Source organism: Streptomyces sp. NPDC127190 (assembly GCF_042672505.1).
In the GTDB taxonomy this organism is placed as follows: Bacteria; Actinomycetota; Actinomycetes; order Streptomycetales; family Streptomycetaceae; genus Streptomyces.
In genome coordinates, this window is the sequence record NZ_JBHXVE010000025.1 from 35,495 (window position 1) to 61,724 (window position 26,230).

The window sequence follows — 26,230 nt, forward strand, 5'->3', positions numbered from 1 at the left end:
TGAGGGGAAGGGGAGAGCAGCACGCAGCGTCACATACAAGACCGGCAGGGCCTACCGGTTCACCCCCGGATAGGGATATCCCTGACGGGGCGGCCCCGTCGGGGCCGCTTTCCCGGAAGGAGTCCTGACATGGACCACTGGTACGTCGACGAGCGGTGCACCAACTGCGATGTCGCCCGGCAGTTCGCACCCGAGCTGATCGGCGAGGCCGACGGACGCTCCCGGATGCTGCGCCAGCCCGAGAACGAGACGGAGAACCGCCGGTTACACGCCGCCGTGTTCGCCTGCCACACCCGTTCCATCCGCCCGGGAGCCGGGCACGCGGACCCGGCACTCGACCCGTTCCCGCTGGCTCTGGACGACGGCGTGCTGATCTGCGGCCACAACTCGACCCGCACCGCCGGAGCCAACTCCTACCTCCTGCGGCGGCCGTCGGGCACCTTCATGATGATCGACACCCCCCGCTGGAGCAGCGCGCTGGCCGCCCGCTACACGGCGTCCGGCCCCGTCACCGACGTACTGCTCACCCATCGCGACCATGTCGCCCACGGCCGCCGCTACGCCGACCACTTCGGTGCCCGGCTGTGGATCCACGAGGGCGACCTCGACGCCGTCCCCGACGCCGACCAGGTGATCCGCGGGCTCGAACCGATGGAGATCGCCCCCGGCGTCACCGCCCACCCGCTGCCCGGCCACACCGAAGGCAGCGTCCTCTACCTCGCGGACGACCGGTACTGCTTCAGCGGCGACAGCTTCTACTGGTCGCGTACGACCGGCGATCTCGAAGTCGCCGAGAGCGTGACCTGGTACTCCATCGAGGAGCTGGCCCGCTCCCTGACCAGGACGGCCGGACGGATCCGCTTCGAGTGGGTCCTGCCGGGCCACGGCGACCGGCACCGGCTGCCCGCCGAGGAGATGTCCCGCCGGCTGCACGGCCTCGCGGACCGCACCCGGCTGCTACGGCCCCGACCCGTCGACTTCACGGCCGTCCGCTGGTGAACCACCGGCGCGGGAGGGTGAGGGGCGCCCGTCCAGCACCGGAAGACGGTGGTCGCCGCGTCCAGCCCGCGTACGGCGAGGTCGCGGTCGGTGACGACGCCGCCTCGGCCGAGGGTCCACAACGTGTTCGGCCTGTACGACGGTCAGCACATCGGACACCGGCCTGCGCGGGCCCGGCCGGCCCTCGGCCCGTCGCCGAACCGGAGCACCATGTGCACATGGCCCGGCAGGGCGAGCGCCTCGCCACGACCGGGTCCTGCGTCCAGCCCGCGCACCGCGTTCCCGTGCCGGGCAGGGGCCGCCCGGCCCCCACCGCGGGGCCGACCGGGCCCCTGCGCCGCGCGGAGCGGCCGCCGCTCCGGGCGCGTCGTCAGCGGCGGATGAGACCCAGGCCCGTCGCCGTGGCGACGGCCGCGGTACGGGAGTCCACGCCGAGTTTCGCGTAGACCCGGGCCAGATGGGACTTGACGGTGCCCTCGGTGAGATGGAGCCGAGCACCTATGGCCTGGTTCGACAGGCCCTCGGCGACCAGCCCGAGGACCTCCGTCTCACGCCGGGTCAGGGCGGTGCCGGGCGCGCGCAGCCGGCGCATCAGCCGGTCGGCGACCGCGGGGGCCAGCGCGGTGCGCCCCGCGGCCGCCGTCCGTACGGCGCCCGCCAGCTCCTCGGGCGGGGCGTCCTTGAGGAGATAGCCGGTGGCCCCGGCCTCGATCGCGGGCAGGGTGTCGGCATCGGTGTCGTACGTCGTGACGATCACGACGCGCGGGGCGTCCGGCCGGGCGGTGATCAGGGCGGTGGCCTCGGCACCGTTCATCCCGCCCTTGAACTGGAGGTCCATCAGGACGACGTCGATGTCCCCGGCGGCGGCGCGGGTGACCGCGTCCTCGGCGGTGGCTGCCTCGGCCACCACCGCCAGGCCGGGCTCCGTCTCCAGCACGGCGCGCAGCCCGGCCCGCACCACCGGGTGGTCGTCGGCGAGGAGCAGGCGGATGGCGGGGCGGACGGGGGAGTCGGTCACGGGCGGTCCTCGGCTCGGGGATCGGTCGGTGGCCCGGAGCGTACGCCGGTGGCCGACGTGGTCGGTGTGTCCGGCCCATTCTCGTTCGTGGGCAGTGGCTGGTACTCGGTCACCTGTGTGGTGCCGGTTCCTGGGCTGTTCCTGGTGCTGGTCCGCTCCCGGTTCCCGGTCCGGTTCCTTCCCCCGCTGCGGTCACCGCTCCCTTCCCGGCCCCCGGGCCACCCTCCACCCCCAGACCGCCCTCTGCCCCCGCACCGGCCGCCCCCGCGTGGGGGAGTTCCGCGGTCAGGGTGGTGCCCTGGCCCGGGGCGGAGACGAGGGTGAGGGTGCCGCCCAGGCTCTGCAACCGGGCGCGCATCGCCGCCAGGCCGAAGCCGCCGGCCTCGGGGTCGGGTGCCGGCAGCCGGTCGGGCTCGAAGCCGGTGCCGTCGTCCCGGACGGTCACCGTGACCCGGTCGCCGAGATGGCCGAGGGCGACCTCGGCACGGGTGGCACGGGCGTGCCGGACCGTGTTGGCCAGGGCGGACTGGGCGACGCGCAGCAGTGCGACCTCGTGCGCGGTCGGCAGCGCCACGGGCGTGCCGGTGACCTGGAAGCGGGCGGCGAGCTGGTGCCGTGCGGAGGTGGTGGCGCAGAGCCGTTCCAGGGCGTCGGCCAGCGTGCTGCCGTCCAGCGCCGGAGGGGTGAGCGCGGCGACGAAGCGGCGGGCCTCGGCGAGATTGTCCACGGCCGCCTGCCGGGCCTGGCCCACATAGCGGGCGGCGTGCTCCGCGGTGTCCGGCAGCGCGCGCTCGGCGGCGCGCAGCAGCAGCTGGATGCTGGACAGCCCCTGCGCCAGCGTGTCGTGGATCTCCCGGGCGAGCCGTTCCCGCTCGGCGAGGACACCGGCGGCGTGCTCGGCGCGGGCCAGGTCGGCTCGGGTGGCGGTGAGTTCCTCGATCAGCCGCCGCCGCTGCTCGCTCTCCCGGTACAGGGCCTGGTAGCCCCACACCACCGCGACGGCGACCGCCGCGCCGAGCCCCGGCCCGATCGCCATCGCGGCGCTGAAGGAGCCCTGGTGGGCGGCGAAGGCGGTGATCGCGGCGAGTGCGGTGGCCGCCACCGCGGCGACCCCGGACCGGCGCGGCAGCAGGTGCAGCTCCAGGAAGTACAGCGGGAACGCCACCCACACCCCGTCGGCGGTCAGCGCCAGCAGCACCAGCCATACGGCGCCCACGGCGGCCAGCCACCAGGCGGCGGCCCGCCGGACCCGGCCGGCCCGGCGCAGGAGGAACCCGGCCGCGTACACCAGCCCGCACACCGCGGCCACGGCGGCGACCGCACCGGCGCGCGGACCGCCCCCGGTGACGGCACGGACGGCGGACAGGGCGAGCAGGCCGACGACGAGCAGGTGCAGACACCAGGTCAGTGCGCGGGTGGTCGGGGCCGGAGTGCGGAGGGAGACGTTCACAGTCCTCCCAGCCTAAGGACAGCGGCCGTACCGGGCCTCCATCGAAAGTTACAAACCGCTCCGCCCCTTTCGGCTCCCGAAGTGGTGCCGCCCGCCAGATGCCCCGCGGGCGGCCGCCGGGGACCGTTGGTGACACACCACCACCCCCCTCGCCTCCACCGTGAAAGGCCGTAGCCGCGCCGTGTTCGTCGCCTACCGAGACCTGAGGTTCGCCAAGGGCCGCTTCGCCCTGATGGGCACCGTCATCGTGCTGATCACCCTGCTGGTCGGACTGCTGTCCGGACTGACCGCCGGGCTGGGCCGGCAGAACATCTCCGCCGTCACCGGCCTGCCCGTCGACCGGATCGCCTTCGGCGCGCCCGGCGGCGGACAGCAGCTGTCGTACTCCGACTCGACCGTCACCGAACGGCAATGGCGCAGCTGGGCCCGGACCCCCGGCGTCACCCGCGCCGAACCGCTCGGCATCACCACCACCAAGGCCACCGCGGGGAGCCGCAGCGCCGTCGTGTCCGCCTTCGGGGTCGCACCGGGCTCCCATCTGCCACCCGCCGGCGGCGCCCCCGGGGCCCGTACCGTCGTCCTGTCGAGGACCGCCGCCGACGATCTCCGGCTGCGCCCCGGCGACACTCTCACCCTGGCCGGGCAGCGGCTCACCGTGGCCGCAGTGCGGGGCGACGCGTCGTTCAGCCACACCCCGGTGATCTGGACCAGCCTCGCCGTCTGGTCGAGAACCGCACCGCCCGCCGGCACCGGAACCGGCCCCACCGCGACCGTGATCGCCCTGAACACCGCACCCGGCGTCGACGTCCGGGCCGCGGACGCCGCCGCGGGCACGAAGACCCTCACCAAGGACGGCTCGCTGGCCGCGATCGGCTCCTACCGCTCCGAGAACGGCTCCCTGCAACTGATGCGCGGCTTCCTGTTCGCCATCTCCGCCCTGGTCATCGGCGCCTTCTTCACCGTCTGGACCATCCAGCGCAGCGCCGACGTCGCCGTCCTCAAGGCGCTCGGCGCCTCCACGGCCACCCTCCTGAAGGACGCGCTCGGCCAGGCCGTCGTCCTGCTCACGGCGGGCACCCTGACCGGCACCGCGCTCGCCACCGGCGTCGGAGCCCTCCTCGCCGGCGGCACCGTGCCGTTCCTGCTCAGCCCCGCGACCCTCCTCCTGCCGGCCGCCGTGATGATCTTCCTGGGCGCGGCCGGAGCTGCCCTGGCCATCCGCCGTATCACCTCCGTCGACCCGCTGACCGCCCTCGGGAGCGCCCGATGAGCCTGCACCTGACCGATGTCACCCTCACCTACCCCGACGGCGACGGCCGCCTGACCGCCCTCGACCGGGTCAGCCTCGACGTGCCCAAGGGCAGCCTCACCGCGGTGGTCGGCCCCTCGGGGTCCGGAAAGTCCAGCCTGCTGGCGGTCGCCGCGACCCTCGTCACCCCCGACGCCGGCACGGTCGTCGTCGACGGCACCCGCACCACCGGCCTGAGCCGCGCCGAACGCGCGGCCCTGCGCCGCCGCTCCATCGGCATCGTCTTCCAGCAGCCCAACCTGCTGCCCGCCCTCACCGCCGTCGAACAGCTCCAGGTCATGGCCCACCTCGACGGCCGCTCCACCTCCGGCGCCCGCCGCCGGGCCATGGAGCTGCTCGACGCGGTCGGCCTCGCCGCGCAGGCCGGACGCCGCCCCCACCAGCTCTCCGGCGGCCAGCGACAGCGCGTCAACATCGCCCGCGCCCTGATGAACGAGCCCACCGTCCTCCTGGTCGACGAACCCACCAGCGCCCTCGACCACGAACGCGGCGCCGCCGTCATCGACCTGATCACCCGCCTCACCCACGAGCGGGCCACCGCCACGGTGCTCGTCACCCACGACCGCGCCTACCTGGCCGCCGCCGACCGGATCGCCGAGGTCCGTGACGGCCGGCTCGGCACGCCGGCCCGCACCGGCACCGGCTGACCGCGTGCGGGGCCGGACGCCGCCCGGGCAGGGCCGAAGGACCTCTCGCCCCGCCCGTCCGGCCCTGTCAGGCTGAAACCAGCCCCCAGTGCCGCGGGTGCCGGCAACTCGGGAAAGGCGGTGGCGACGATGACACTCCCTCTGGTCGTGGGCGTCGACGGCTCGGACTCGAGTCTCCGGGCGCTCGACTGGGCCGCGGACGAGGCACTCCGCCACGGACTGCCGCTCAGGCTCGTCCACGCCTCCCTCTGGGAGCGGTACGAGGGCGCCCTGCCGTCGGTCGACCCGGGGCGCCCCGCCGAGCAGGTGATGGCCGAGCACATCGTGGCCTCCGCGGCCGAGCGCGCCGAGCGGCGCGCCCCGGAGGTGAAGGTCACCACCGACATCGTGCCGCAGGACGCCGCGACCGCCCTCGTCCACGAGAGCGACCTGGCCGCCCTGCTGGTGACGGGGTCCCGGGGCCGCGGCCAGCTCGCGGCGATGCTGCTCGGCTCGGTCGGACTCACCGTCGCCGGCCAGGCCCGCTGCCCCGTCGTGGTGGTGCGCGGCGACCGGGCCGGGGTGAGCGGGACACACGGGCGGATCCTGCTCGGCCTCGGGGACGCCGACACCGACGCGGACGCCGTACGGTTCGCCTTCCGCGAGGCCGAGGCACGCGACTGCGCCCTGGACGTCGTGCACGCCTGGCGCAGCCCCGCCCACGGCACCCGCGCCGACGACGGGCAGGCGGCAGCGGCCCGGCTCGACGCGCTGCTCGCGGACGCGGTCGCCGCACATCCACGCGTCCGTACGCACCGCCGGCCGCGCGAAGGACCGGCGGGCCGGATCCTGGTGGAGCTGTCGGCCGCCGCCGACCTCGTCATCGTCGGCACCCAGCACCGCACCGCCCGCCTCGGCCTCCAGCTGGGCCCCGTGGGCCACACGCTGCTGCACCACGCCCAGTGCCCCGTCGCGACCGTGCCGCGCCAGGCATGAGCACCGTCGAGGCACCGCCGGAACCGACCGCCGCGCCCGCGTGGACCTGGGAGTACGACGGCTACGACCCCGGGCGGGAGCGCCTCCGGGAGGCGCTGTGCACCCTCGGCAACGGATACGTCGCCACCCGCGGAGCCCTGCCCGAATGCGCCGCCGACGACGTGCACTACCCGGGGACCTACGCAGCCGGCTGCTACGACCGGCTCACCTCGCACATCGCCGGCCGGCTCGTGGAGAACGAGGACCTGGTCAACCTCCCCAACTGGCTCGTGCTCCGGTTCCGGCTCACCGACGGCCCGTGGCTCACCCCCCGGACGGCGAGCGTGCTGGAGCACCGGCACACCCTGCGCCTCGACACCGGCCTGCTGGAGCGCCGTACCCGCTACGACCTCGGCGCGGGACGCGTGCTGGCGCTGCGCCAGCTGCGGCTGGTGCACATGGCCGACCCGCATCTGGCCGCGCTGCGCACCGAGTTCACGGCGGAGAACTTCACCGCGGACCTCGACGTCGAGGCCGCCCTGGACGGCGCTGTCGTCAACCAGGGCGTCCAGCGCTACCAGGACCTCGACGGACATCATCTGACGTCCGTCCACGCCGGCACCGCCCCCTCCCCGGACACCGTGTGGCTGCGCTGCCGTACCCGCCACTCCGACATCCGCGTCGGCATGGCCGCCCGCCTCACCGCCGACGGGCCGCCACACCGCGGGGCCGAGGGCACCCGCGCGGTCCAGGGCACCCGCCTGGCGCTGAGCCCAGGCCGCACCCACACCGTCGACAAGATCGTCGCGCTGCACACCTCACGCGACCCCGCCATCGGCGACCCGCTGCGCGCCGCCGTCGACCGTGTGCGCAGCGCGCCCCCCTTCGGGGAACTCCTGCGGACCCACGCCATGGCCTGGGGCCAGCTGTGGCGCCGCGCCGATCTCGATGTGCCCGCGGAGCCCGGCCACATCCTGCGGCTGCACCTGTTCCATGTGCTCCAGACCCTCTCCCCGCACACCGCCGAACTCGATGTCGGCGTGCCCGCCCGGGGACTGCACGGCGAGGCCTACCGCGGCCATGTCTTCTGGGACGAACTGTTCGCCCTGCGCTATCTCGACCTGCACTTCCCCGAGGTGTCGCGGGCGCTGCTCGAGTACCGGCACCGGCGGCTGGAGCGGGCCTGCCGGGCGGCGCGGGCCGTCGGCCGGCGCGGCGCCCTGTACCCGTGGCAGAGCGCCGGCGACGGCCGCGAGGAGACCCAGAAACTGCACCTCAACCCCCGCTCCGGGCGCTGGCTGCCGGACCACTCCCACCTCCAGCACCACGTCGGCTCGGCCATCGCCTACAACGTGTGGCAGTACTGCGAGGCCAGCGGCGACACCGGCTTCCTGCACACCAAGGGCGCCGAGATGCTGCTCCAGATCGCCCGCTTCTGGGCGGACTCCGCCGACCGCGACGAACACCTCGGCCGCTACCGCATCCGCGGTGTGATGGGCCCCGACGAATACCACGACGCCTACCCGGGCGCCCGCACCCCCGGCCTCGACGACAACGCCTACACCACGGTCACGGCTGCCTGGGTGCTCGCCCGGGCGGGCGAGGCGCTGCGCGCGCTCCCGGAGCCGCGACTGCGCGAGCTCGCCGAACGCACCGGGCTGGACGACGGCGAGCTGGAGCAGTGGGAGGAGATCTCCCGCCGGCTGTACGTGCCCTTCCACGACGGGGTCGTCAGTCAGTTCTCCGGGTACGAGGACCTCCTCGAACTCGACTGGGACGGCTACCGCAAGCGGTACGACGACATCCGGCGGCTGGACCGGATCCTGGAGGCGGAGGGCGACAGCGTCAACCGCTACAAGGCGTCCAAGCAGGCCGACGTCCTCATGCTGGGCTACCTCTTCGCGCCGTCCGAACTGCGCGCGCTCTTCGGCCGCCTGGGCTACCGCCTGGACGACGAGACCTGGGCACGGACCGTCGACTACTACCTGGACCGCACGAGCCACGGCTCCACGCTGAGCGGCCTGGTGCACGGCTGGGTGCTGGCCCGGGCCCGGCGCGCCGAGGCCTGGACCTTCTGTCAGGAAGCGCTCCGCGGCGACATCGCCGACCTCCAGGGCGGCACCACGGGGGAGGGCGTCCACCTGGGCGCCATGGCCGGCACGCTCGACCTGGTCCAGCGGGGACTGACCGGACTGGAGACCCGGGACGGCGCCCTGTGGCTGGACCCCGTACCGCTGCCGGAGCTGTCGTCGTACGGCTTCGCCCTGCGCTACCAGGGCCACTGGGGTGTACGGCTGCGCCTGCGGCACCGGGCCATGGAGATCACCGTGCCGCCCTCCGACCGGCAGCCGATCGAAGTACGCCTGGCCGAGCGCGCCGTCTGCGTCCAGCCCGGCGAAACGGTCCGGCTCACCCTGGACCGCTGAGGCTGCTGCGCACGCTTCTCGCCGTCGGTCGCCCCTGGTGGCACTGCCGGTCACCGCATGGGCGGCGGGACAGGCCGTCACCGTCCGGCTGCTGAGGGACGCCCGGACGCCTGGTCGTCCGACGGGCGCGCGGGCGCGCAGACCGGATTCCACGCGCTGGTCCGGTGGCACGACCGTGGCGCGGACCGCCCCGCCAGCACCGGTGCGCGCCTGGCTGCACCGCGGCCGGACCGCCACCGTACGCCTGGACGCGCTCGGCACCGACTGCCCGCCCCCGCCGTCCCGCGCCCTGCCGCTGACCGCGGCCCGCCGTCACACCCCGGAGCCGCTGCCGTGGCGGGATCGGGCTGCCGCGTGCAGCGTGGAAGCGACGGGGGCCGGTCAGCCGCAGGAGAGGTGGACACATGGGCAGCGAGCTATCCGGACCGCGGATCGTGGTGGGTGTCGACGGGTCGCCGTCCTCGTACGCCGCGCTGCGCTGGGCCGTGCGCTATGCCGGTCTCGCCGGCGGCACCGTGGACGCGGTCACGGCGTGGGAACTGCCGGGTCTGTACGGCTGGTCGGCGCCCGCCGTGGACACCGACGTCGACGAGGAAGAGGCACGGCAGCGCATGCGCACGGAGCTGACCGACGTGCTCGGTGCGGAGGCCGCCGGCGCGGTCCGCTCCCTCCTCGCGCACGGCAACCCCGCCGAGGTGCTGCTGCGGGCCGCCGAAGGAGCCGAGGTGCTGGTCGTCGGCAACCGGGGCCGGAACGGGTTCGCCCGCGCCCTGCTCGGATCCGTCAGCCAGCATGTCTCGCAGCACGCGCACTGCCCGGTCGTGATCGTGCGTGAGGAGACCGTGCGTAAGGGGAGCGTGACCTGACCCCCGGGGCCGGGCTCCTCGGATCAGGGGGTCCGTTGCCGGCCGGAAGGGCCGTTTTGCCCATGCGGTCGCCGCCCCGGCTGTGTGAGCGTGGGGAGCAGGACCGCCCCCGTGGTGCCGCCGGTCCGGCGAAAGGCGGTGAGGACCATGCGTCTGCCCCTGGTGGTGGGTGTCGACGGCTCGGACTCCAGCCTGCTGGCCGTGGACTGGGCGGCCGACGAGGCCGCGCTGCACGGCCTTCCGCTGCGGCTCGTGTACGCCTCGCTGTGGGAGCGGTACGACGACCGGTCCGTACCGTCGGCGGATCAGCCGGACGACGGCGACGCAGTTGTCGCGCGCGCCGGGGAACGGGCCCGGCGCCGGGCCCCCGCCGTACCCGTCGAAGGCGCGGTGCTCGCCGACGACCCGGTGGACGTGCTGCTGCACGAGGGCCACAACGCCACCGCCCTGGTGACCGGGTGCCGCGGTCGCGGCGGACTCCAGGGCCTGCTCCTCGGCTCCGTCGGACTCGCCGTCGCCGGCCGCGCCACCGGACCCGTGATCGTGGTCCGGGGCAGCGCGGCGGGTGTCGCAGGCACCCGCGGCCGGGTCGTGCTCGGCGTCGGGGAACCCGGCACCAGCGGGACGGCGAGCCGGTTCGCGGTGCGCGAGGCAGCGGCCCGCAAGTGCCCCCTCGACGCCGTCCGCGCCTGGCGCCGCCCCGCCCACCAGCCCGCCGCGCACCCGCTGCGCACCGGAAGCACCGGCCTGCCGTACGCGGAGGAGGCCACCGCGCTGATCGACACGCTGCTCGCGGAGCCCACGGCCGAGCACCCGGAGGTGCGGGTGCACCGGTGTGTCCTCGAGGGACCGGCCCGCCAGGCACTGCTCCAGCGGTCCGCCACCGCCGATCTCCTGGTGGTCGGCGTGTCGCGGCGCCGCGGCGGGGGCGGACTCCAGCTCGGGCGCGTGGCGCACACCGTGCTGCACCACGCCGACTGCCCCGTCGCGGTGGTACCGGACTTCCCCTGACCGGTCGGCTCGGGTTCACCGGCCGGCTCAGGCGCGGCAGCGCAGCATCTCCAGCGGCGGATTGGCGTGGAAGTCCGCCCAGTAGTCGGCGCCGTACCTGCGCACGCCGGCGTCGGACACCTCCAGCGGGACCCAGGTCACCTTCCCGAAGCCGGCCGCCCGCAGACACTCCTCGTAGACCTCGCGGCGCGGGAGGGTGGAGACGAACGACATCGGCGGGTCCAGCAGCGCCGTGACCCGCACCCGGGGTCCGGTCTCGGCCTCTTCGCCGGTCAGCTCGGCGCGGAAGCCGTACTTGGCAGGGGACGGTCCGTCGAAGCGGAAGTCGGGCGTCTGGCCGAGCAGGAAGAACTCGCCCCCCGGCATCAGGCTCTCGTGCGCGGCGCGGCACATCCGCTCCATGGCCGCGGCGTCCTCCGCGTAGTTGAGCAGCTGGACCGCCGTAGCGATGTCGAACTTCCGTTCCAGAGGGGCAAGTCGGGAGACGTCGGCCACCTGATAGCGCACCCCGAGCGGCTCACTCTCCTCGAACCGCCGCGCCGCCGCGACCATTTCCCCGGAGATGTCGATCCCGAGCACCTCCGCCGCGCCGCGCCGCCGGAACTCCCTGCTGTAGAAGCCGGTGCCGGAGGCCAGGTCGAGGACCGACCTGCCCCGCACGTCCCCGACCATGGACAGAAAACCGGGAACCTCCGCGTACCGCGCCAGCGGCAGCGACTTGAAACCCTCGAACGCCTCACCTATCTCGTCGTACTGCTGCACGCTCACCGTGCGGTCCTCCCCCTGCTCGTCATGGTCTCCGGCTCCGGCACCGCCCCCGCGCCCGGGACCGGCCGTGGCCACTGGCGGGCAGTCTTCCGGTACGCCGGCCGGACGTCGTACTGGCTGAAGGCACAACGATCCGGACGCCGTCCCGGCGCGATGTACGAGGGCCGGGGGAGACGGCCTCAGCGGGCCGGCGACGGCACGGCGATGACCGGGCAGCGGGCGTGGTGCAGAACGCCCTGGCTCACCGAGCCCAGCAGCATGCCCGCGAAGCCCCCGTGCCCCCGGGTCCCCACCACCAGACCCAGCGCGTGTGCCGACGCCTGCGTGAGCACCTGCACGGGATGTCCCACGATCAGCTCGTGCCGCAGTTCCACCTCGGGGTAGCGGGCTCGCCGACCCGCCACCGTCTCCGAGAGCAGCCGGCGGCACTCCTGCTGCGCCGCGTGCTGGTCCAGCACCCCGAGCGGACCCGCCTGCCAGACGTACAGGGCCCGCACCCGGGCGCCCCGCAGGGCCGCTTCCTCGAAGGCGAGGTCGACCGCGGCCGCCGAGTGCGCGCTGCCGTCGACACCGACGACGTAGTGCGCGGGATCCTGGGTGACGTGCTCCGCCTCCGGTACGACGACCACCGGGCACCGCGCGTGCGCCACGAGGGGGAGGGCGATCGACGCCGAACCGAACAGCTCCTCGGCCCGGCCCAGATGCCAGGAACCCAGCACGACGGCCGTGGCGGCACGGCTCTGCTCCCGCAGCACCCACAGGGCGTCGCCCTCGGCGAGCACCGCGTCGACCTCGACCTCCGGACGGCGCGCCGCGACGAACTCCACGACGTCCTCCAGGACCTGCTTCCCGTCGCGGTGCAGCTCCTCGTTCCAGCCCGCCCAGGACGGCGGCACCGACCGGCCCCGGTCGCCCCTGGTCGGCACGCCCTCGGCGAGCACCGGGCGCAGCGGCAGCCGCCGACGAGCCGCCTCGTCCGCCGCCCAGGCGAGCGCCATCCGACGGGTGGGGTCGGCCTCGACACCGACCACGATGGGTCCGCGGTCACCGGGCGTCGTCATGGTCGCCTCCGCTCGGCGGCTCGTGCGCGTGCGTCAGATGCCGGACAAAGGCGTCGGAGCCGGGGAAGTACAGGGTGACCCGCCCGTCCTCCGCCCAGCGGATGTCGTACGGCGGGGTGCCGTCCCGATGGTGCAGGCCGACGATCTCGCCGTCCCGGCTGATCACACCGGCCGTGGTGCCGCGGACCACGATCTCGTCGCCCACCCGGGCGTGCATGGTGCTGCCGGTCGTCGGGGTGTCGTGGCCGGGGGCGGGGCGGTCGCCCCGCTCCGGCGATGCGGTCGCGGTCATCGTCCTCGCCTCCTCGCCGCGGGAAGTGCCGCAGCGATCCCATGCAAGCCCCCGTTCGAGGGCGCTGCCAGGGGCCATTGGTCCCGGGGAGCGGCCCGTCGGCCCTGCCGGGATCCGGCTCTCCAGGTCCGCCCGCACCCGTGCGGTCAGCTCCTCCAGCGCCCGGGACCGTACGGGGCGGACCGGCTCCGGGGCCTCGATCCGCCGCGCGGTCTCCGGCAGAGCGGCCAGGTCCGGGATCCAGTGCCGGCGCAGGGCCCGGACCCGCTGCCGGGTACGGACCGTCTCCGCGCCCGGCAGCTCGGCGGCGGCCCGGTGGGCGGCGAACTCCGCGGCGGCGCGCACCGTCGCCCGGTACGCCGTCTCCGCATGCGCCGAGGCGGTGTTCGGCGGTGTCGGCTCCGCCGCCGAGCGGACGGGATCCGCCCAGGACAGGGCCGCCGGATGGGGTACGCCCATCAGCGCGGCCCACCGCACACCGACCCGTGCCCGGTCTGCGGGCACCGCTCCGGCCAGGGCCCGCTCCCCGCCGGTCAGCACCTGCGCGCCAGCCACGCGTCCGCCTCGGCCAGCCGGTCCCGCCACACCCGCCCCGCCTCCCCGGCCGCCCGCCGCCCAGCCCCTCCCGGTCCAGCAGCAGCCGCAGTGTGCGCTCCAGCAGATCCGCCGTCGCAAGACTGCGGAGCAGCCGCAGCCGGGCGGCCCGCCCGGATCGGGTCCGGCCGCCGTGCCCGCTCACGGCGTGTCTCCGGAACGGTCGGCATCGCCCGGGGGCCGGCGGGCGTCGAGCAGTTCGGGCGGGAGCATGCCCAGCTGGCCGGCGACGACTGCAGCCCGGCTGGTGGCCGAGGTCGAGGGCATCGCCGACGTGGTCGAGGTCAAGAGCCTGCTCACGACGGACTGAGCCAGCCCCACCGCCACCTCCGTAACGCCCCCTCCCGGACCGTTCCGCACCCGGGAGAACTGCGCCGCGCCCGGTCCCGCCAGGGCCGGTCGGTCCCGGCCAAGGACCTGCGGCCCCTGACACCGCGGCCACGGCGTCACGACGCTGGAGTCGGATCCCATGCTCCGGGATCCCACGCCCCGGGAGGTGGACCATGCCCCGAACCGTCACCGTCGGCCTCGACGGCTCTCCCGAGAGCCGCGCCGCCGCGGAATGGGCGGCCCGCGAAGCCGAACTGCGCGACCTGCCGCTGAAGATCGTTCACGTGTCGGAGCCCGTCCCCGAGCGTCTGGCCCAGGCGCCGCTGCTCGGCAGCGAGACCCACCAGCACTGGAGCGAGAGCATCCCGCGCGACTCCGCGGAAGGCATCCGGCTGCGCCACCCCGGCGTCGAGGTGCTCACCGACCAGCTCACCGGGAACCCGGCCGCGGCCCTCGCCGAGGCGGCCGCCGCGTCCGAGCTGCTCGCCATGGGCTCGCGCGGTCTCGGCGGGATCGGCGGGTTCATGGTCGGCTCGGTCAGCATGTCGGTCCTCGCCCACGCGGAGCGCCCGGTGGTGCTGGTCCGGGCCGGCGAACAGGCCGCCGACGAGCACAGGACGGACCCGGCCGGCGTGCCGTCCGCGGCCACCCCCTACCGGCCCGTCGTCCTCGGCCTCGACATCTCCACCCCGCACGAGACCCTGATCGAGTTCGCCTTTGACGCCGCCGAACGCCGCGGCACCGCGCTGCGGGCCGTGCACGGCTGGGACGATCCGCCCACGTCCTTCTACCGCTTCTACGGCGACGCCGAACTGTACGACGAACTCGAGCGCGGCCAGGCCACGGCCCTGAACGAGGTGCTGCGCCCCTGGCGGCAGAAGTTCCCGGACGTCGAAGTGCTGGAGGCGAGCCGGTGCGGCAGTGCCGCGCAGGTACTGGTGGAGGCGTCCCGCGACGCTTCGCTGGTCGTCGTCGGCAGGCGCGTGCGCACCACCCCGCTCGGCGCCCACATCGGCCACGTGGCCCACGCGGCACTGCACCATGTCATCGCCCCGGTGGCCGTGATCCCGCACGAGTGACACACCACCCGGCGCAGCCAGGCCGACTGCTTCCCCGGAGACGCGTTCTCCGGGGAAGCAACTGCGTCAGGTCGTCGTGTGCGAGGGGCCGTGCGAGGAGCCGGAAGGGTTGCGGCCCGGGGTCCCGGGCCTGCCCGGCCAGGCCAGGGCGCGGGTGACGTCGGCGACCGTGAGGATGCCGACGAGGCGGCCGCCGTCGAGGACCAGGGCCCGGCGGCCCGGGCTCGACTCCAGGCGGGGCAGCAGGTCGAGCACCGGCTCGTCCGGCGCGGTCGTCACCACCTCGCCCAGCGGATGCATCACCGCCCCGACCGTCGTGTACGCACGCTCCTGCGGCGCTGCCGCCTGCGCCCGCCGGACGGTGAGCAGACCGGCGACGGAGCCGTCGGAGGCGAGCACCGGGAACGCCGAGTGCCGGTACGCGCCGAACGGGCCCTCGGCCAGGAAGCCCGCCAGCGTCGTCGTCAGCGGGACGGTCACCGGCGCCGGGGTCATGACCCGGCTCACCGGAACCCCCTCCAGGGCGCCCCGCATCTCCGCCTGACGGGACTCGGCGGTGGCCGCGGCGACGAGGAACCAGCCGATCAGCGCCGCCCACAGACCGGACAGGTCGCCCGCGAACAGCACGTCCGCGAAGCCGGTCAGCACCATGAACCAGCCCAGCGCGCGGCCCGCCGCCGACGCGCCCCGGGTGGCCCGCAGCCGGTCACCGGTGCGGTGCCACAGATAGGCCCGCAGCAGCCGCCCACCGTCGAGCGGAGCGGCGGGCAGCGCGTTGAAGACGGCCAGCAGCACATTGATCGCCGCCAGCCAGGCGACCGCCTCCACCAGCAGCCCGGAGACGTGCAGCGCGTCGAGGCCCACGGCCACCCCGGCCAGCACACCACCGGCGACCAGGCTGGTGAGCGGACCCACCCCGGCGATCCGCAGCTCCGCGGCCGGCGACGGGGCCTCGCCGCGCAGCCGGGCGGCACCGCCGAGCATCCACAGCGTGATGCCCTCGACCTCGACACCGTTGCGCCGGGCGACCACGGCGTGCGCCAGCTCGTGCGCCAGCAGCGACCCGAGGAAGACGACGGCGGTCAGCACGGCGAGCCCCCAGTACGCGGCGGGGGAGTGGCCCGGGTGGGCGGCGGGCAGCCGGCCGCGCGCCAGCGCGACCGTCACCAGGGCGACGATGACCAGGACACTCCAGTGCAGGCCGACCCGGACACCGGCGATCCGGCCGAGCGGCAGCGTCTCCTCCATGAACCTCGCCTCACCTTCCCGCGTTCGCGGAGCACGGCACCCCTCAGCGTGCGGCGGCGGGCGCAGGGCGAGCAGAGGCCGGAGGGGCCACCCGTCGTGGGCTGTTCGGCCCCGACGGGCCCCACGGGTCCAGCGGGTGGCGATGCCGTCCTTCCCGCCACCACCGGCACACCACGGAACGCCGTGCCCCACCATGGCCGTTCGGCCCCGATACGGGGGCCACGCGAGCACCCTCCTGCGCTGCACGCCGACCACGCCGACCACCCCGCCCCGGTCCGCCGCCCCGCCCGCACGGCTGGTGCCGGCCTGGGCCGGGCGGACCGCGGACGGGGGGCCAACGGCAGCTTCCGAGGCCATCAGGCCCCGTGACAGGCAGGCACCGTACGGCGACCGTGAAAGCACGTGCGAGACCCGGGGCACGCGTCGGCGTGGGCGACCCGGCCTTGCCGCCCGTACGACGAGGAGGCAGCCATGGACGAGCGCACCGCGCTGCGGAACCTGGACGAGCGCCCTGTGCCGCGCGGCAGCGCGCCGGAGCTGCCCGCCGTACGCACTCTGATGGACGCGGCACCGTACTCGGTCGGCGAGGACGAGAGCCTGCTGCTGGCGTGGGAGGTCATGGAACGCTCCCGGCAGCGCCACCTGCCCGTGGTCCGCCCGGACGGCTGTTGCGCCGGGCTGGTGGACCGTGCCGAACTCGCCCTCGCCTGCGCGGGCGCCGCGACGGAAGTGTCCCGGCGCAGGGTGTGGGAGCTGGTCCACGCCCGCCGCACCTGTACGGTCCACCCGGACGACTCGACCCGGCACGCGGCGGCCGTGATGAAGCAGGAGCAGCTCGACGCCCTGCCGGTCACCGACCCGCACGGCCTCCTGGTCGGCCTGCTCACGGCCGGGGACTACGTGGCCTTTGCAGCGGGCCTGCCCCGCCGCCCCAGGCCCCTCCCGGGGCAGCCGGCGCGGGCGTTCCTGCCCGGGCTGCCACCCCGCGGGGTGACGCGCGAGCACGGAATCGACATCCCCTGACCGTTGCCGGGATCCCGCGCACTGCTTGCCCCTCCTACCCGATATCCGCTCCCCTCCGAAATCCGCTCAGCGAGAAAGGGCGAGGTCATGGCCTGGGCATCCTGGACGACCCCCGGCGTCTTCACCGGCCGGGGCGGCGCACGTACCGACGAGGCGGGGATCGTGACCGGCGATCTGACCGTCCACACCACGTGGGACGGCCGACAGGCCGACATCGCGGTGCAGTACACCGGAACCTCCGACTGGTTCACGCTCACCGGGAGCCCGGTGCCGTGCCGTACCGAGGTGCAGAGCCGGGAACTGCACCAGGCGGTGGTGGATGCCGTCCGGGCGGGGGGCCTCGCCACTGTTCCGCGGCCGCACGAGCCGCTCGGCACCGCCGTCCCCTGACGGAGGCGGTGCCACGAACGGGACCGAGTGCCCCGAGCCCGTGGGCGACGATGGCGTTGCCGCCGTAGAACCGGCGCCCGGCGTCGAACGGGTGCATGGAACCGCCGCGCCCCCGGCTGCGCCCGGTCGCCTTGCCGTACATCTCCGTCATCACGGACTCGGCGGGCACCTCGCGGGTCAGGGCGTGGCCGTGCTCCCGGGACGTCGAGACGACCGCGTCCGCCGGGCCGAGCGCCTGGAGGAGACCAACTGCGCCGCGACGGGATGAGCGAGCGGGACGTCGTGCGCGTCTTCCGCACCTTCAACGCTGCCGCACCGGAGTATGCCTCTGTGCCCGATCTCCTGGCCGAGGGCCCGGACACCCCCGAGGCCGGGACGGACGCCCAGCACGACGCCTGACGGAAGGCCCGGATGAGCCAGAGCGGAGAACGCGTCCTGCGGCTGGACGCACTGGCCCGGGTGGAGGGCGAGGCCGCGCTCCGGCTGCGCCTGCACGAGGGCCGGGTCGCCGAGGCCCAGCTGCGCATCTACGAACCCCCACGGTTCTTCGAGGCCCTGCTGGCCGGCCGGGGGCACACCGAGCCACCGGACATCACCGCCCGCATCTGCGGCATCTGCCCGGTCGCCTAACAGATGACGGCCTGCCAGGCGATCGAGAACGCCTGCGGCATCACCGTGACGGCCCGCTCGCCCAGCTGCGCCGCCTGCTCTACTGCGGTGAGTGGATCGAGAGCCACACCCTGCACATCCACCTTCTGCACGCACCCGACTTCCTCGGCCAGCCCGACGCCGTGGGCCTCGCCCGCCTTCAGCGCTCCGCCGTGGAGCGCGGGCTGCGGCTGAAGCAGACGGGCAACGCGATCGTCGAACAGCTCGGCGGGCGTCCCGTCCACCCGGTCAACATCCGCGTCGGCGGCTTCCACCGGGTGCCGGCGCCCGGGGAGCTCCACCCGCTCGCCGAACGTCTCCGCCACGCCCGTGAGGACGCGGTGGAGACCGTCCGCTGGGTCGCCGGCTTCGACTTCCCCGACGCCGACTGCGACCACCACCTGCTCGCCCTGCGCGACCCCGGCCGCTACGCCGTCGACTCCGGAACCCCGGCCGTCATCGCGGCGGCACAGGAGGGCGGGCCCGGGCCGGCGGTGTCCGTCCGGGAGCTCCCGGTGTCCGCCTTCGAACAGCACGCGCGCGAAGACCAGGTCCCCCACTCCACCGCCCGCACCGCCGCCCTCGACGGCCGCCGCTACCTCACCGGCCCGCTCGCCCGCTACGCGGTCAGCGGGCGCTGGCTGCATCCGGTGGCGGCCGACGCCGCACGGGAGGCCGGCCTCGGCGATCCGGCGGCCGGCGCGGTGTGCCGCAACCCCTTCCGCAGCATCGCCGTGCGTGCGGTGGAGGTCGTCCAGGCCGTGGAGGAGGCGCTTCGGATCATCGAGGCGTACGAACCCCCGCCCCGCCCGGCGCTCGACGTACCACCCCGCGCGGCGACCGGCACGGGCGCCACCGAGGCACCCCGGGGACTGCTCTACCACCGCTATGCCCTCACCGCCGACGGGACCCTCACCCGGGCCCGCATCATCGCGCCCACCGCCCAGAACCAGACGGCCATCGAGGACGACGTACGCCGGGCCGTACAGCGGCGTCTCGACCGCGCGGCCGACGCCGGGGACGAGGAGCTCACGGTCCTGTGCGAGCGGGCCGTCCGCAACCACGACCCCTGCATCTCCTGCTCCGCCCACTTCCTCCGGCTCTCGGTGGAGCGCGCATGACCGGCTCGGCCGCGCCGACCGTGGTGATCGGAGTCGGCAACCCCCTGCGCCGGGACGAGGGGGTGGGCCCGGCGGTGGTGGAGGCGCTGTGCGACCGGGTACCGCACGGCACCGTCCTCGTCGTCAGCGACGGCGAACCGGCCCGGCTGCTGGACCTGTGGCGGGACGCCGGCCTGGTGGTCCTGGTGGAGGCGCTGCGCACCCGGCCCGCCGCACCGGGCCGGCTGCACACCCTGTCGGCCGCCGAGGCCGCGGCCCGCACCGGCGGTACGGCCAGCACGCACGCCCTCGGCCTCGGGGAGACGCTCGCCCTCGCCGAAGCCCTCGACCGGCTGCCGCACAGGCTCCTCGTCCACGCCATGGAGGTGGCCGACACCGGGCTGGGCACGGGCCTGAGCGAGCCCGTCCGCGCCGCACTCCCCGAACTCGTCGAGCGCGTCGCCGCAGCGGTGAGGCACGCCGGGAACGCCTGAGGAGCGCGGCCGAAGCGCGCCGGGGCTGCGGGCCGGCTCATGCGGGGGCCGGAGCGGGGCACTCGTATGCCATGGGGTTCGTCGGGCACACGGACGCGTACCAGCGCCGCCACCGCTGGGTGGGCTTCCCGCTGGCCGTGGTCTACAAGTTCTACGACGACCAGGGCACCTACCTCGCCGCCCTGCTCGCCTACTACGCCTTCGTCTCCCTCTTCCCGCTGCTGCTGATCCTGGTCTCCGTGCTCGGCACCCTGCTCAGCGGCGACCCCGAACTGCGCCGCCATGTGTTCGACTCCGCGCTGGCCGAGTTCCCCGTCATCGGCGATCAGCTAGGGCGGAACGTGCACTCCCTGCACGGCAACGGCGTCGCCCTGGCCGTCGGCGTGGTGGGCAGTGTCTACGGCGCGCTGGGCGTGGCCCAGGCCGCGCAGTACGCGCTGAACAAGATCTGGGCCGTGCCCCGGCACGCCCGCCCCGACCCGCTGCGCTCGCGGCTGCGGGGGCTGCTGTTCCTGGTGATCCTCGGGCTCGGGCTGTGCGTGACCACGCTGCTGTCCTGGGCGGTGTCGACGGCGACGGTGTTCGGCACCCGCCCGGCGATCGGCGCCAGGTTCGGCGCCGTCGTCGCGGCGGTGGTGCTGAACACCGGGCTGCTTCTGCTCAGCCAACGGGTCCTGACCGAGCGCGAGCTGCCCCTGCGGCGGCTGGCCTGGGCGTCCTGCGGCGGTGCCTGCGCCTGGCAGGTGCTCCAGTGGGGCGGTTCCTACTACGTCAGCCATGTCCTCAAGGGAGCCACGGCGACGTACGGCATGTTCGGCATCGTCCTCGGCCTGCTCGCGTGGCTGTACCTGGGGGCGCTGATCTTCCTGATCACGGTGGAGGTGGGTGCGGTGCGGGTGTTGCGGCTGTGGCCGCGCAGTCTGCTGACCCCGTTCACCGACCGGGTGCGGCTCAGCCCGGCCGACCGTCGCGCCTACCGGTCGTACGCGACCACCGAGGCCTTCAAGGGCTTCGAGAAGATCCAGGTCCGCTTCGGCCCGCCCCCGGAGCCCCCGCCCGACGAGACGCGGAGGCCCTGACCGGGACCCTTGGTGATCAGTAGCCGACCCGGAACGTCGCGTCCTGCCGGTCGGTGGCCGTGGCGACCGGGTCGATCCGCAGCACGTAGTCCGAGTGGCGGATGTAGCGGGTGGGGAAGTTGTGCGACCGGAACGACGACCAGGTCGCGTCCGCGAGGCCCGCTTCGCGGTGGAAGGTGGCGTCCGCCGCGAACGTGGACGTGCCGTCGTTCACGTCCAGCCGGAGCTGGTAGTCGTAGTGGCGCAGGTAGCGGGTCGGGAAGTTGACCGACTGGAAGGAGACCCCCGAGCTGTCGGCGAGGCCCGGCACGAGCTTCCACAGGGAGTCGGTGTACGGGTCGAAGGGGTACTCGTCGATGCGGCCGGTGTAGTCGGCGTGGCGGACGTAGCGGGACGGGTGGTTGTAGGACTTGAGCCGGTTCCAGGCGGGGGAGCCCCACGCGGCCACGAGGTTGTCGTACTCGCCGGTGCTGATGGGTGTGATGCCGCAGTGCTTGGAATTCACCGGCTGGGTGTAGGCCTTCTGGTCGAGTGGGGTCCAGGTACCCGAGGACAGGTCGCTGCTCTGCCAGGCGTAGAACACCCCGTTCGGTGTGTACGTGTCCCCCCAAAGGAACCAAGTGCCGGACGCCTGGGACCTGACCAGGGTGGGCGCCTCGGTGCCGCCGTGCGCGACGCCCGTGCTGAACTCGGTGAAGCTGCCCGGGTCGAGGCTCGTGGAGCGGGCTCCGACCAGCGTCTGGTTCTTCTTGAAGTACAGGTAATTGACGCCGTTCACCCCGACGGCCATGTCACCGTCGATCACGTCGTAACCGGGGTCGAAGAAGACCTGAGGGGCCGAGACGGTGACGAAGTCGGTGGTGTAGTTCACCATGATCACGTTGTGGCCGCTGCTGTTCACCGCGGAGTAGATGAGCGCGTACCGGCCCCGGCTCGCGTCCCAGAACGCTTCCGGGGCCCAGGCGTGGGTGTTCATGTCGTGCACCTTCAGCCGGTGGTAGCCGGTGAAGGTGCGCAGGTCGGTCGAGTTCCACACGTGCACGTACTGGCTGACATAGCTCCAGTCGGTGCCCTTGAGGTCGGTGGCGAGGACGACGAAGGTGCCGTCCTGCTTGCGCAGGATGAACGGATCGCGCAGACCGAGCGCCCCCTCGGTGGGGGTGACGAGCGGCTTGTTCTGGTTCAGCGGCATCCAGTTCAGGGCGTCGGTGCTGACGGCCAGATGCAGCCCGTAGTCCGTGCCGGTGCCGTTCGGCGACTCGGTGAAGTACGCCATCGCGTAGGCGGATCCGGCGGCGTGCGCGGTTCCGGCACCCAGGCTCAGCGCGCCGCTCATGGCGAGCGGGGTCGCGGCGGCCAGGCCGAGGAAGGAGCGGCGCGAGGGGAGGGGACGGTGGGCCATACGCACTCCAGGTGACGATATATCGAACAAGGTTCGGATAACCGGTCAGACCGTAAGACGCGACCATGTCCGCGTCAATCACTTGGAGCGGGTCTGTTGACGACGGAGGCGGGCCTGTCAGCGGCGGAGAGGCGGGCCTTGTCGCGACCGTCGGCGCGCTACGCCCGCACAGCCAGTCGGCGTACGCCGCGTTCCGGCCGCCACGTGGCCACGAGCGCGGCCGCCAGCAGGAGTTCGGCGATGTCACCGCCGTAGTACATGATCTCCGCGCCGCCCTGCACCTCGGGGATGGGGGCCCGGATGTCGACCCAGAACCCGCCGTACATCAGCTGCGCCACGACCGCGTGCACGGCGATGGCGCAGCCCAGGCAGACCAGCCTGGCCCGCACCCCGGGACGGGCCGGAGCGGGGTCCGGGCCCGCGATGACATGGGCGAACAGGCAGCCGGAGAGCAGGAAGTGCGCGTGCAGCAGCCAGTGACCGGCCGGATGGGCCATCGCCGTGTTGTACAGCGGTGTGCAGTACAGGACCGCGAGGCTGCCCGTGGACAGCGGCAGGGCGACGGCCGGATGGGAGAGCAGCCGCGCCGGACGGCTGTGCAGCGCCCCGGTGAGCACCCGTGCGCGGGACGCGGGCAGGGCGCGCAGCAGAAGGGTCACCGGGGCGCCCAGCACCAGGGCGAGCGGGGCGTACATGCCGATCAGCAGGTGCTGGGCCATGTGACCGCGGAAGTCGCGGTGGGCCACTCCGGCGAGGGGTGGCAGCAGCGCCAGGGCCAGCAGAGCAAGCCCGGTAAGGAAACTGACGGTGCGCCAGGGATGCCACCCGCGCCCGGGGTTGCGGCGCCGCGCCCGGGATGCCAGGCGCAGATAGCCGCCCGCGCACACCAGCAGGGCGAGCGACGGCAGCAGGAACTCCAGCGGACCGGAGCCGTCCATGTGCCCGGGGTGCGGGCCGTCGTGGTGCATCAGGCGGACCGCCCCGCCCGCCCGGAGCCGGTGGGCTGCGGCTCGAAGGGCCGCGCGCCGCGCCGCAGGAGCAGACCGCCGGCGACCAGCAGCGCGCCGAGGGCCAGGAAGCCGAGGTCCCACCAGAGCTGGTGCGGACCGCCGTGGACATGGTGGATGCCCAGGATCTGGTGGTCCAGCAGGCCCTCGACGAGGTTGAACAGACCCCAGCCGGCCAGGATCCACCCCCACAGCACCCGCGAGCCCCACACCTGGCGCCGGCCCGACGTCACGCGCGCGTACAGCACCCCCAGGCCGGTCAGCACCGCCAGCCAGCACACCACATGGAAGATGCCGTCCCACAGGGTGTTCATCTCCAGCCCGGACACGGTGTGCGGGTCGTAGTAGCGCACGCCGATCCGGTCGTGGTTGGTGCTGCTGAGCATGTGATGCCACTGGAGGAGCTGGTGCAGCAGGATGCCGTCGAGAAACCCGCCCAGCCCCACCCCCAGTACGATCCCGGGCAGTTGGAGACGCGGCGGCCCGGCGGTGGCCCCGGTTCCGTCCATGGTGGCGGCCATGGCCTTCCTTCCCCTCGGCATCGGCTGTCCCCCAAGGAGCTATCAGTTCCCCGGCCCCGATGCCCCCACCACAGTCGGCCATTTGCCGGACCGCGGAGCCCGCCTGGTGGAAACCGGCCAGGGCGGCAACCCGCGTCCCAGGCCGTCGACGAGGACCGCCGAGATGGGTGAAGGCTGTAAGAAGTTCGGTCAACAAGGTTGACTGGGCCACCCGGTGGCCGCACATTACCTATCGGTAGAACCCAGCGGTAATCCCGCGCCCCGTCCGTCCCGGCCGTCGTCCGGCGTGCGTCCCCACCCACGCCACGGCAGCCGGCGCCCCCACCTGCTCGAGCCGCCGCATTCTCGCGAACCAGTGCGCCTGCGGGCACCGCCATGCCCGCACGCCCCGGTGACTCCCCGTCCCGAGAAGAGAGAGCACATGCCCATGCCCGCACTGCGCCGTGTCCTCGCCGCGACCTCCGCCGTCGCCGGAGCCCTCGCCCTCAGCCTCACCGCCGGCCCCGCCCACGCCACGGAGCCCCTGAACTACGTGGCACTCGGCGACAGTTACAGCGCCGCCTCCGGCGTCCTGCCCGTCGACCTCGGCCATCTGGTCTGTCTGCGTTCCACGGCGAACTACCCGCACGTCATCGCCGCCCGCACCGGCGCCCACCTCACCGACGTCACCTGCGGCGCTGCCCAGACCAAGGACTTCACCGCCTCGCAGTACCCCGGGGTCGCCCCGCAGGCCGACGCCGTCACCGCGGACACCGGACTGGTGACCATGACCATCGGCGGGAACGACAACAACACCTTCATCGGCGCCATCCTGGCCTGCGGCAGCCTGGGCGTCCTCAGCGGCGGCACCGGCAGCCCCTGCAAGGACACCTACGGCTCCTCCTTCGACGACGCCATCGACGCCAAGACCTACCCCGCGCTCAAGAACGCCCTGCGCACCGTCCAGGCCAAGGCGCCGGACGCCCGGGTGGCGATCCTGGGCTACCCGTGGATCACGCCGGCCACCGCCGACCCGTCCTGCTTCGCGAAACTGCCGGTCGCCTCCGGGGACGTGCCGTACCTGCACGCCCTCCAGGCCCACCTCAACGCCGTCGTCCAGCGCGCCGCACAGGAGACCGGCGCCACCTTCGTGGACTTCTCCCAGGCCTCCGCGGGCCACGACGCGTGCCAGCCCGTCGGCACGCGGTGGATCGAACCGCTCCTCTTCGGCCGGAACATCGTCCCCGTCCACCCCAACGCCCTCGGCGAGCAGCGCATGGCCGAGCGCACGGCGGACGTCCTGGCACTCGACTGATCCGGCGCACCCGGACTGCGCACCTGGAGGGCGGCGGCGGTACGGCCGACGCCGCCCGCCTCCTACCCCGGCCCCGGGCCAGGGCCCGCGCCCTCGTCACACGGGCCCCCGCCGGTGATCCGCCGCGCGACCCGTCCTCACCGGTCACGGCCTCGCACCGGCCCCCGCCGGCGGGGCGCCGGTGGCCGCGGCGCGGTAGAGCGAGCGCGCGGCCTCGCCGAAGTAGGCGCTGTAGGAGACCTGGGGCGTGTCGCCGCCGGTGTGCAGTCCGCCGATCGCCCCGATCACCGCCCAGCCGCCGGGCCACGGCACGAGCATCGGGCCGCCGCTGGTCCCGCCGACGAACCCGTCGCAGGCGATGCGCGGGAACACTCCCGGCTCGGCCGGGTCGTCACTGACCCACCTGGTGGTCCGGCTCCAGCACTCCAGCGGCCTCTCCGCGCCCGCCGGATAGCCGATCATCCGCACCGGCACGTGGCGGTAGCCCGTCCCGGTGAGCAACTGCACGCCACCGACCGCGTCCTGCACCAGGGTTCCGTCCTGGTTGGGCTCGGTGACCGCGAAGGCCATGTCGTACGGGGCGCCGGCGTGCTCGCCGAGGTCGTAGTACTCCTGCGGGACATAGACACCGCCAGTGCGCACCGGGAAGATGCCGAAGGGCTTGAGGCCGTCGTGGTACTGCGGGACGAAGGCGAGGCGGCGGCGCGGGGCCGTACCGGAGTAGCCCTTCAGGCAGTGCCCCGCGCTGAGGACCAGGTCGTGGCCGGGGCTGCGGACGACGGAGCCGCTGCACGTGCGGCCGGTCCCGGTGGCGTCCGTCCAGAAGAAGGTGCCGGCCTGCGGGATCCCCTCGAAACTGCGGCTCGGCGGGATGTACTCGCCCGGCTGGGGCCCGTCCACGGCGGGCGCGGCGGCGGAGACCTCCGTGTCGGTGCCTTTCAGCATGTCGGCGGGCAGGGCGGCGGCCATGCGGTCGGGGGTCCAGTACGCGTCGAGGCGTACGGCGTCCGGGTCGGGGTCGGCCGGAGCACCGCCGGAGGTCGCCGCCAGGGCGGGTCCGGCACAGGCCAGAAGAGCTGCCGCGCACACGGCGGCGTACCGCAGGACGCTGGTTCCGGGCACCATCAGTTCCCCTCCCCGCAGACACACAGGACGGCTCACCATAGGCCCGCCGCCGCTCCGGCGGCAGTGCGCGCCACGGCTTTCGGCCTCGCGGCGGC

At 74.3% G+C, this 26,230-nt stretch carries 25 protein-coding genes and 2 pseudogenes; 16 read left to right on the plus strand and 11 right to left on the minus strand.

Annotated features, from left to right (window positions below):
• Positions 1-129 precede the first annotated feature (129 nt).
• Positions 130-999, plus strand: a complete 870-nt coding sequence (locus ACFVIU_RS30245; RefSeq protein WP_385846390.1) for an MBL fold metallo-hydrolase — start codon at positions 130-132, stop codon at positions 997-999.
• 370 nt (positions 1,000-1,369) lie between these two features.
• On the opposite strand, the gene ACFVIU_RS30250 is transcribed toward ACFVIU_RS30245, so the two are convergent.
• Together ACFVIU_RS30250 and ACFVIU_RS30255 are read right to left on the minus strand one after the other, a co-directional pair.
• Complete coding sequence (locus tag ACFVIU_RS30250; RefSeq protein WP_385846392.1) at positions 1,370-2,017, minus strand: response regulator; 648 nt, start codon at positions 2,015-2,017, stop codon at positions 1,370-1,372.
• A gap of 109 nt (positions 2,018-2,126) precedes the next feature.
• Positions 2,127-3,467 (minus strand): sensor histidine kinase, encoded by a 1,341-nt coding sequence (locus ACFVIU_RS30255; RefSeq protein WP_385846393.1) that lies wholly within the window; start codon positions 3,465-3,467, stop codon positions 2,127-2,129.
• A gap of 181 nt (positions 3,468-3,648) precedes the next feature.
• On the opposite strand from ACFVIU_RS30255, the gene ACFVIU_RS30260 reads away from it, so the two are divergent.
• The 6 genes from ACFVIU_RS30260 (at position 3,649) to ACFVIU_RS30285 (ending at position 10,680) form a co-directional block, all read left to right on the plus strand.
• Positions 3,649-4,737 (plus strand): ABC transporter permease, encoded by a 1,089-nt coding sequence (locus ACFVIU_RS30260; protein WP_385846483.1) that lies wholly within the window; start codon positions 3,649-3,651, stop codon positions 4,735-4,737.
• A complete protein-coding gene (locus tag ACFVIU_RS30265; RefSeq protein WP_385846394.1) occupies positions 4,734-5,423 on the plus strand; it encodes an ABC transporter ATP-binding protein in 690 nt (229 codons plus the stop codon). Before ACFVIU_RS30260 ends, ACFVIU_RS30265 begins: the two co-directional genes overlap by 4 nt.
• A 129-nt stretch (positions 5,424-5,552) precedes the next feature.
• Positions 5,553-6,398 (plus strand): universal stress protein, encoded by an 846-nt coding sequence (locus ACFVIU_RS30270; protein WP_385846395.1) that lies wholly within the window; start codon positions 5,553-5,555, stop codon positions 6,396-6,398.
• Positions 6,395-8,803, plus strand: coding sequence for a glycoside hydrolase family 65 protein (locus ACFVIU_RS30275; protein WP_385846396.1), 2,409 nt, complete (start codon positions 6,395-6,397; stop codon positions 8,801-8,803). Before ACFVIU_RS30270 ends, ACFVIU_RS30275 begins: the two co-directional genes overlap by 4 nt.
• Before the next feature lie 404 nt (positions 8,804-9,207).
• Positions 9,208-9,669, plus strand: a complete 462-nt coding sequence (locus ACFVIU_RS30280; protein ID WP_385846398.1) for a universal stress protein — start codon at positions 9,208-9,210, stop codon at positions 9,667-9,669.
• Positions 9,670-9,816: 147 nt separating this feature from the next.
• Positions 9,817-10,680, plus strand: coding sequence for a universal stress protein (locus ACFVIU_RS30285; protein ID WP_385846399.1), 864 nt, complete (start codon positions 9,817-9,819; stop codon positions 10,678-10,680).
• A gap of 27 nt (positions 10,681-10,707) precedes the next feature.
• Here ACFVIU_RS30285 and ACFVIU_RS30290 read toward each other — a convergent pair whose 3' ends face one another.
• From ACFVIU_RS30290 to ACFVIU_RS30300, 3 genes are all read right to left on the minus strand, one after another.
• Complete coding sequence (locus tag ACFVIU_RS30290; RefSeq protein WP_385846400.1) at positions 10,708-11,448, minus strand: class I SAM-dependent methyltransferase; 741 nt, start codon at positions 11,446-11,448, stop codon at positions 10,708-10,710.
• Positions 11,449-11,627: 179 nt separating this feature from the next.
• On the minus strand, positions 11,628-12,509 hold the full coding sequence (locus tag ACFVIU_RS30295) for a universal stress protein (protein ID WP_385846402.1): 882 nt from the start codon (positions 12,507-12,509) through the stop codon (positions 11,628-11,630).
• Positions 12,493-13,356, minus strand: coding sequence for a DUF1918 domain-containing protein (locus tag ACFVIU_RS30300; protein WP_385846403.1), 864 nt, complete (start codon positions 13,354-13,356; stop codon positions 12,493-12,495). Before ACFVIU_RS30300 ends, ACFVIU_RS30295 begins: the two co-directional genes overlap by 17 nt.
• A 542-nt stretch (positions 13,357-13,898) precedes the next feature.
• Between ACFVIU_RS30300 and ACFVIU_RS30305 the strand changes: the two genes are divergently transcribed.
• Positions 13,899-14,804: a universal stress protein gene (locus ACFVIU_RS30305; protein ID WP_385846404.1), complete on the plus strand. Its 906-nt coding sequence runs from the start codon at positions 13,899-13,901 to the stop codon at positions 14,802-14,804.
• A 66-nt stretch (positions 14,805-14,870) separates the two neighbouring features.
• On the opposite strand, the gene ACFVIU_RS30310 is transcribed toward ACFVIU_RS30305, so the two are convergent.
• Positions 14,871-16,052 (minus strand): site-2 protease family protein, encoded by a 1,182-nt coding sequence (locus tag ACFVIU_RS30310; RefSeq protein WP_385846405.1) that lies wholly within the window; start codon positions 16,050-16,052, stop codon positions 14,871-14,873.
• 471 nt (positions 16,053-16,523) lie between these two features.
• Between ACFVIU_RS30310 and ACFVIU_RS30315 the strand changes: the two genes are divergently transcribed.
• Positions 16,524-17,075 carry an HPP family protein gene (locus ACFVIU_RS30315; protein ID WP_385846407.1) on the plus strand — a complete coding sequence of 184 codons (552 nt, stop codon included), beginning with the start codon at positions 16,524-16,526 and terminating at the stop codon, positions 17,073-17,075.
• Between the two features lie 87 nt (positions 17,076-17,162).
• Positions 17,163-17,465, plus strand: a complete 303-nt coding sequence (locus ACFVIU_RS30320) for a hypothetical protein (protein WP_385846408.1) — start codon at positions 17,163-17,165, stop codon at positions 17,463-17,465.
• 82 nt (positions 17,466-17,547) lie between these two features.
• Here the strand turns inward: ACFVIU_RS30320 and ACFVIU_RS30325 are convergent.
• Positions 17,548-17,658 (minus strand): annotated as a pseudogene (locus ACFVIU_RS30325) (pyruvate dehydrogenase (acetyl-transferring) E1 component subunit alpha); the annotation flags it as partial.
• Positions 17,659-17,729: 71 nt separating this feature from the next.
• On the opposite strand from ACFVIU_RS30325, the gene ACFVIU_RS30330 reads away from it, so the two are divergent.
• The 5 genes and pseudogenes from ACFVIU_RS30330 (at position 17,730) to ACFVIU_RS30350 (ending at position 20,786) form a co-directional block, all read left to right on the plus strand.
• A complete protein-coding gene (locus ACFVIU_RS30330; protein ID WP_385846410.1) occupies positions 17,730-17,864 on the plus strand; it encodes a hypothetical protein in 135 nt (44 codons plus the stop codon).
• A gap of 12 nt (positions 17,865-17,876) precedes the next feature.
• Positions 17,877-18,095 (plus strand): hypothetical protein, encoded by a 219-nt coding sequence (locus ACFVIU_RS30335; RefSeq protein WP_385846411.1) that lies wholly within the window; start codon positions 17,877-17,879, stop codon positions 18,093-18,095.
• 3 nt (positions 18,096-18,098) lie between these two features.
• A pseudogene (locus tag ACFVIU_RS30340) lies at positions 18,099-19,234 on the plus strand (Ni/Fe hydrogenase subunit alpha).
• Entirely contained in the window at positions 19,231-19,707 is a 477-nt protein-coding gene (locus tag ACFVIU_RS30345) for a hydrogenase maturation protease (RefSeq protein ID WP_385846413.1), read from the plus strand. The pseudogene ACFVIU_RS30340 and the gene ACFVIU_RS30345 overlap by 4 nt, the downstream one beginning before the upstream one ends.
• 71 nt (positions 19,708-19,778) lie before the next feature.
• Positions 19,779-20,786 carry a YihY/virulence factor BrkB family protein gene (locus tag ACFVIU_RS30350; protein WP_385846415.1) on the plus strand — a complete coding sequence of 336 codons (1,008 nt, stop codon included), beginning with the start codon at positions 19,779-19,781 and terminating at the stop codon, positions 20,784-20,786.
• Positions 20,787-20,802: 16 nt separating this feature from the next.
• On the opposite strand, the gene ACFVIU_RS30355 is transcribed toward ACFVIU_RS30350, so the two are convergent.
• From ACFVIU_RS30355 to ACFVIU_RS30365, 3 genes are all read right to left on the minus strand, one after another.
• A complete protein-coding gene (locus tag ACFVIU_RS30355) occupies positions 20,803-22,188 on the minus strand; it encodes a glycoside hydrolase family 43 protein (RefSeq protein WP_385846416.1) in 1,386 nt (461 codons plus the stop codon).
• A 158-nt stretch (positions 22,189-22,346) separates the two neighbouring features.
• Positions 22,347-23,156, minus strand: a complete 810-nt coding sequence (locus ACFVIU_RS30360) for a cytochrome c oxidase assembly protein (RefSeq protein WP_385846417.1) — start codon at positions 23,154-23,156, stop codon at positions 22,347-22,349.
• Positions 23,156-23,716: a DUF2243 domain-containing protein gene (locus tag ACFVIU_RS30365; protein WP_385846418.1), complete on the minus strand. Its 561-nt coding sequence runs from the start codon at positions 23,714-23,716 to the stop codon at positions 23,156-23,158. Before ACFVIU_RS30365 ends, ACFVIU_RS30360 begins: the two co-directional genes overlap by 1 nt.
• Before the next feature lie 421 nt (positions 23,717-24,137).
• Between ACFVIU_RS30365 and ACFVIU_RS30370 the strand changes: the two genes are divergently transcribed.
• On the plus strand, positions 24,138-25,010 hold the full coding sequence (locus ACFVIU_RS30370) for an SGNH/GDSL hydrolase family protein (RefSeq protein WP_385846419.1): 873 nt from the start codon (positions 24,138-24,140) through the stop codon (positions 25,008-25,010).
• Between the two features lie 144 nt (positions 25,011-25,154).
• On the opposite strand, the gene ACFVIU_RS30375 is transcribed toward ACFVIU_RS30370, so the two are convergent.
• Complete coding sequence (locus tag ACFVIU_RS30375) at positions 25,155-26,135, minus strand: trypsin-like serine peptidase (protein ID WP_385846420.1); 981 nt, start codon at positions 26,133-26,135, stop codon at positions 25,155-25,157.
• Between the last annotated feature and the right edge of the window lie 95 nt (positions 26,136-26,230).

Excerpts from the sequence above, each read along its gene's own strand:
- ACFVIU_RS30245 (WP_385846390.1), top strand. The coding sequence starts at position 130 with ATGGACCACTGGTACGTCGACGAGCGGTGCACCAACTGCGATGTCGCC.
- ACFVIU_RS30265 (WP_385846394.1), top strand. The coding sequence starts at position 4,734 with ATGAGCCTGCACCTGACCGATGTCACCCTCACCTACCCCGACGGCGAC.
- ACFVIU_RS30270 (WP_385846395.1), top strand. The coding sequence starts at position 5,553 with ATGACACTCCCTCTGGTCGTGGGCGTCGACGGCTCGGACTCGAGTCTC.
- ACFVIU_RS30275 (WP_385846396.1), top strand. The coding sequence starts at position 6,395 with ATGAGCACCGTCGAGGCACCGCCGGAACCGACCGCCGCGCCCGCGTGG.
- ACFVIU_RS30280 (WP_385846398.1), top strand. The coding sequence starts at position 9,208 with ATGGGCAGCGAGCTATCCGGACCGCGGATCGTGGTGGGTGTCGACGGG.
- ACFVIU_RS30285 (WP_385846399.1), top strand. The coding sequence starts at position 9,817 with ATGCGTCTGCCCCTGGTGGTGGGTGTCGACGGCTCGGACTCCAGCCTG.
- ACFVIU_RS30295 (WP_385846402.1), bottom strand. The coding sequence starts at position 12,509 with ATGACGACGCCCGGTGACCGCGGACCCATCGTGGTCGGTGTCGAGGCC.
- ACFVIU_RS30305 (WP_385846404.1), top strand. The coding sequence starts at position 13,899 with ATGCCCCGAACCGTCACCGTCGGCCTCGACGGCTCTCCCGAGAGCCGC.
- ACFVIU_RS30310 (WP_385846405.1), bottom strand. The coding sequence starts at position 16,052 with ATGGAGGAGACGCTGCCGCTCGGCCGGATCGCCGGTGTCCGGGTCGGC.
- ACFVIU_RS30315 (WP_385846407.1), top strand. The coding sequence starts at position 16,524 with ATGGACGAGCGCACCGCGCTGCGGAACCTGGACGAGCGCCCTGTGCCG.
- ACFVIU_RS30320 (WP_385846408.1), top strand. The coding sequence starts at position 17,163 with ATGGCCTGGGCATCCTGGACGACCCCCGGCGTCTTCACCGGCCGGGGC.
- ACFVIU_RS30330 (WP_385846410.1), top strand. The coding sequence starts at position 17,730 with ATGAGCGAGCGGGACGTCGTGCGCGTCTTCCGCACCTTCAACGCTGCC.
- ACFVIU_RS30335 (WP_385846411.1), top strand. The coding sequence starts at position 17,877 with ATGAGCCAGAGCGGAGAACGCGTCCTGCGGCTGGACGCACTGGCCCGG.
- ACFVIU_RS30345 (WP_385846413.1), top strand. The coding sequence starts at position 19,231 with ATGACCGGCTCGGCCGCGCCGACCGTGGTGATCGGAGTCGGCAACCCC.
- ACFVIU_RS30350 (WP_385846415.1), top strand. The coding sequence starts at position 19,779 with ATGGGGTTCGTCGGGCACACGGACGCGTACCAGCGCCGCCACCGCTGG.
- ACFVIU_RS30355 (WP_385846416.1), bottom strand. The coding sequence starts at position 22,188 with ATGGCCCACCGTCCCCTCCCCTCGCGCCGCTCCTTCCTCGGCCTGGCC.
- ACFVIU_RS30360 (WP_385846417.1), bottom strand. The coding sequence starts at position 23,156 with ATGCACCACGACGGCCCGCACCCCGGGCACATGGACGGCTCCGGTCCG.
- ACFVIU_RS30365 (WP_385846418.1), bottom strand. The coding sequence starts at position 23,716 with ATGGCCGCCACCATGGACGGAACCGGGGCCACCGCCGGGCCGCCGCGT.
- ACFVIU_RS30370 (WP_385846419.1), top strand. The coding sequence starts at position 24,138 with ATGCCCATGCCCGCACTGCGCCGTGTCCTCGCCGCGACCTCCGCCGTC.
- ACFVIU_RS30375 (WP_385846420.1), bottom strand. The coding sequence starts at position 26,135 with ATGGTGCCCGGAACCAGCGTCCTGCGGTACGCCGCCGTGTGCGCGGCA.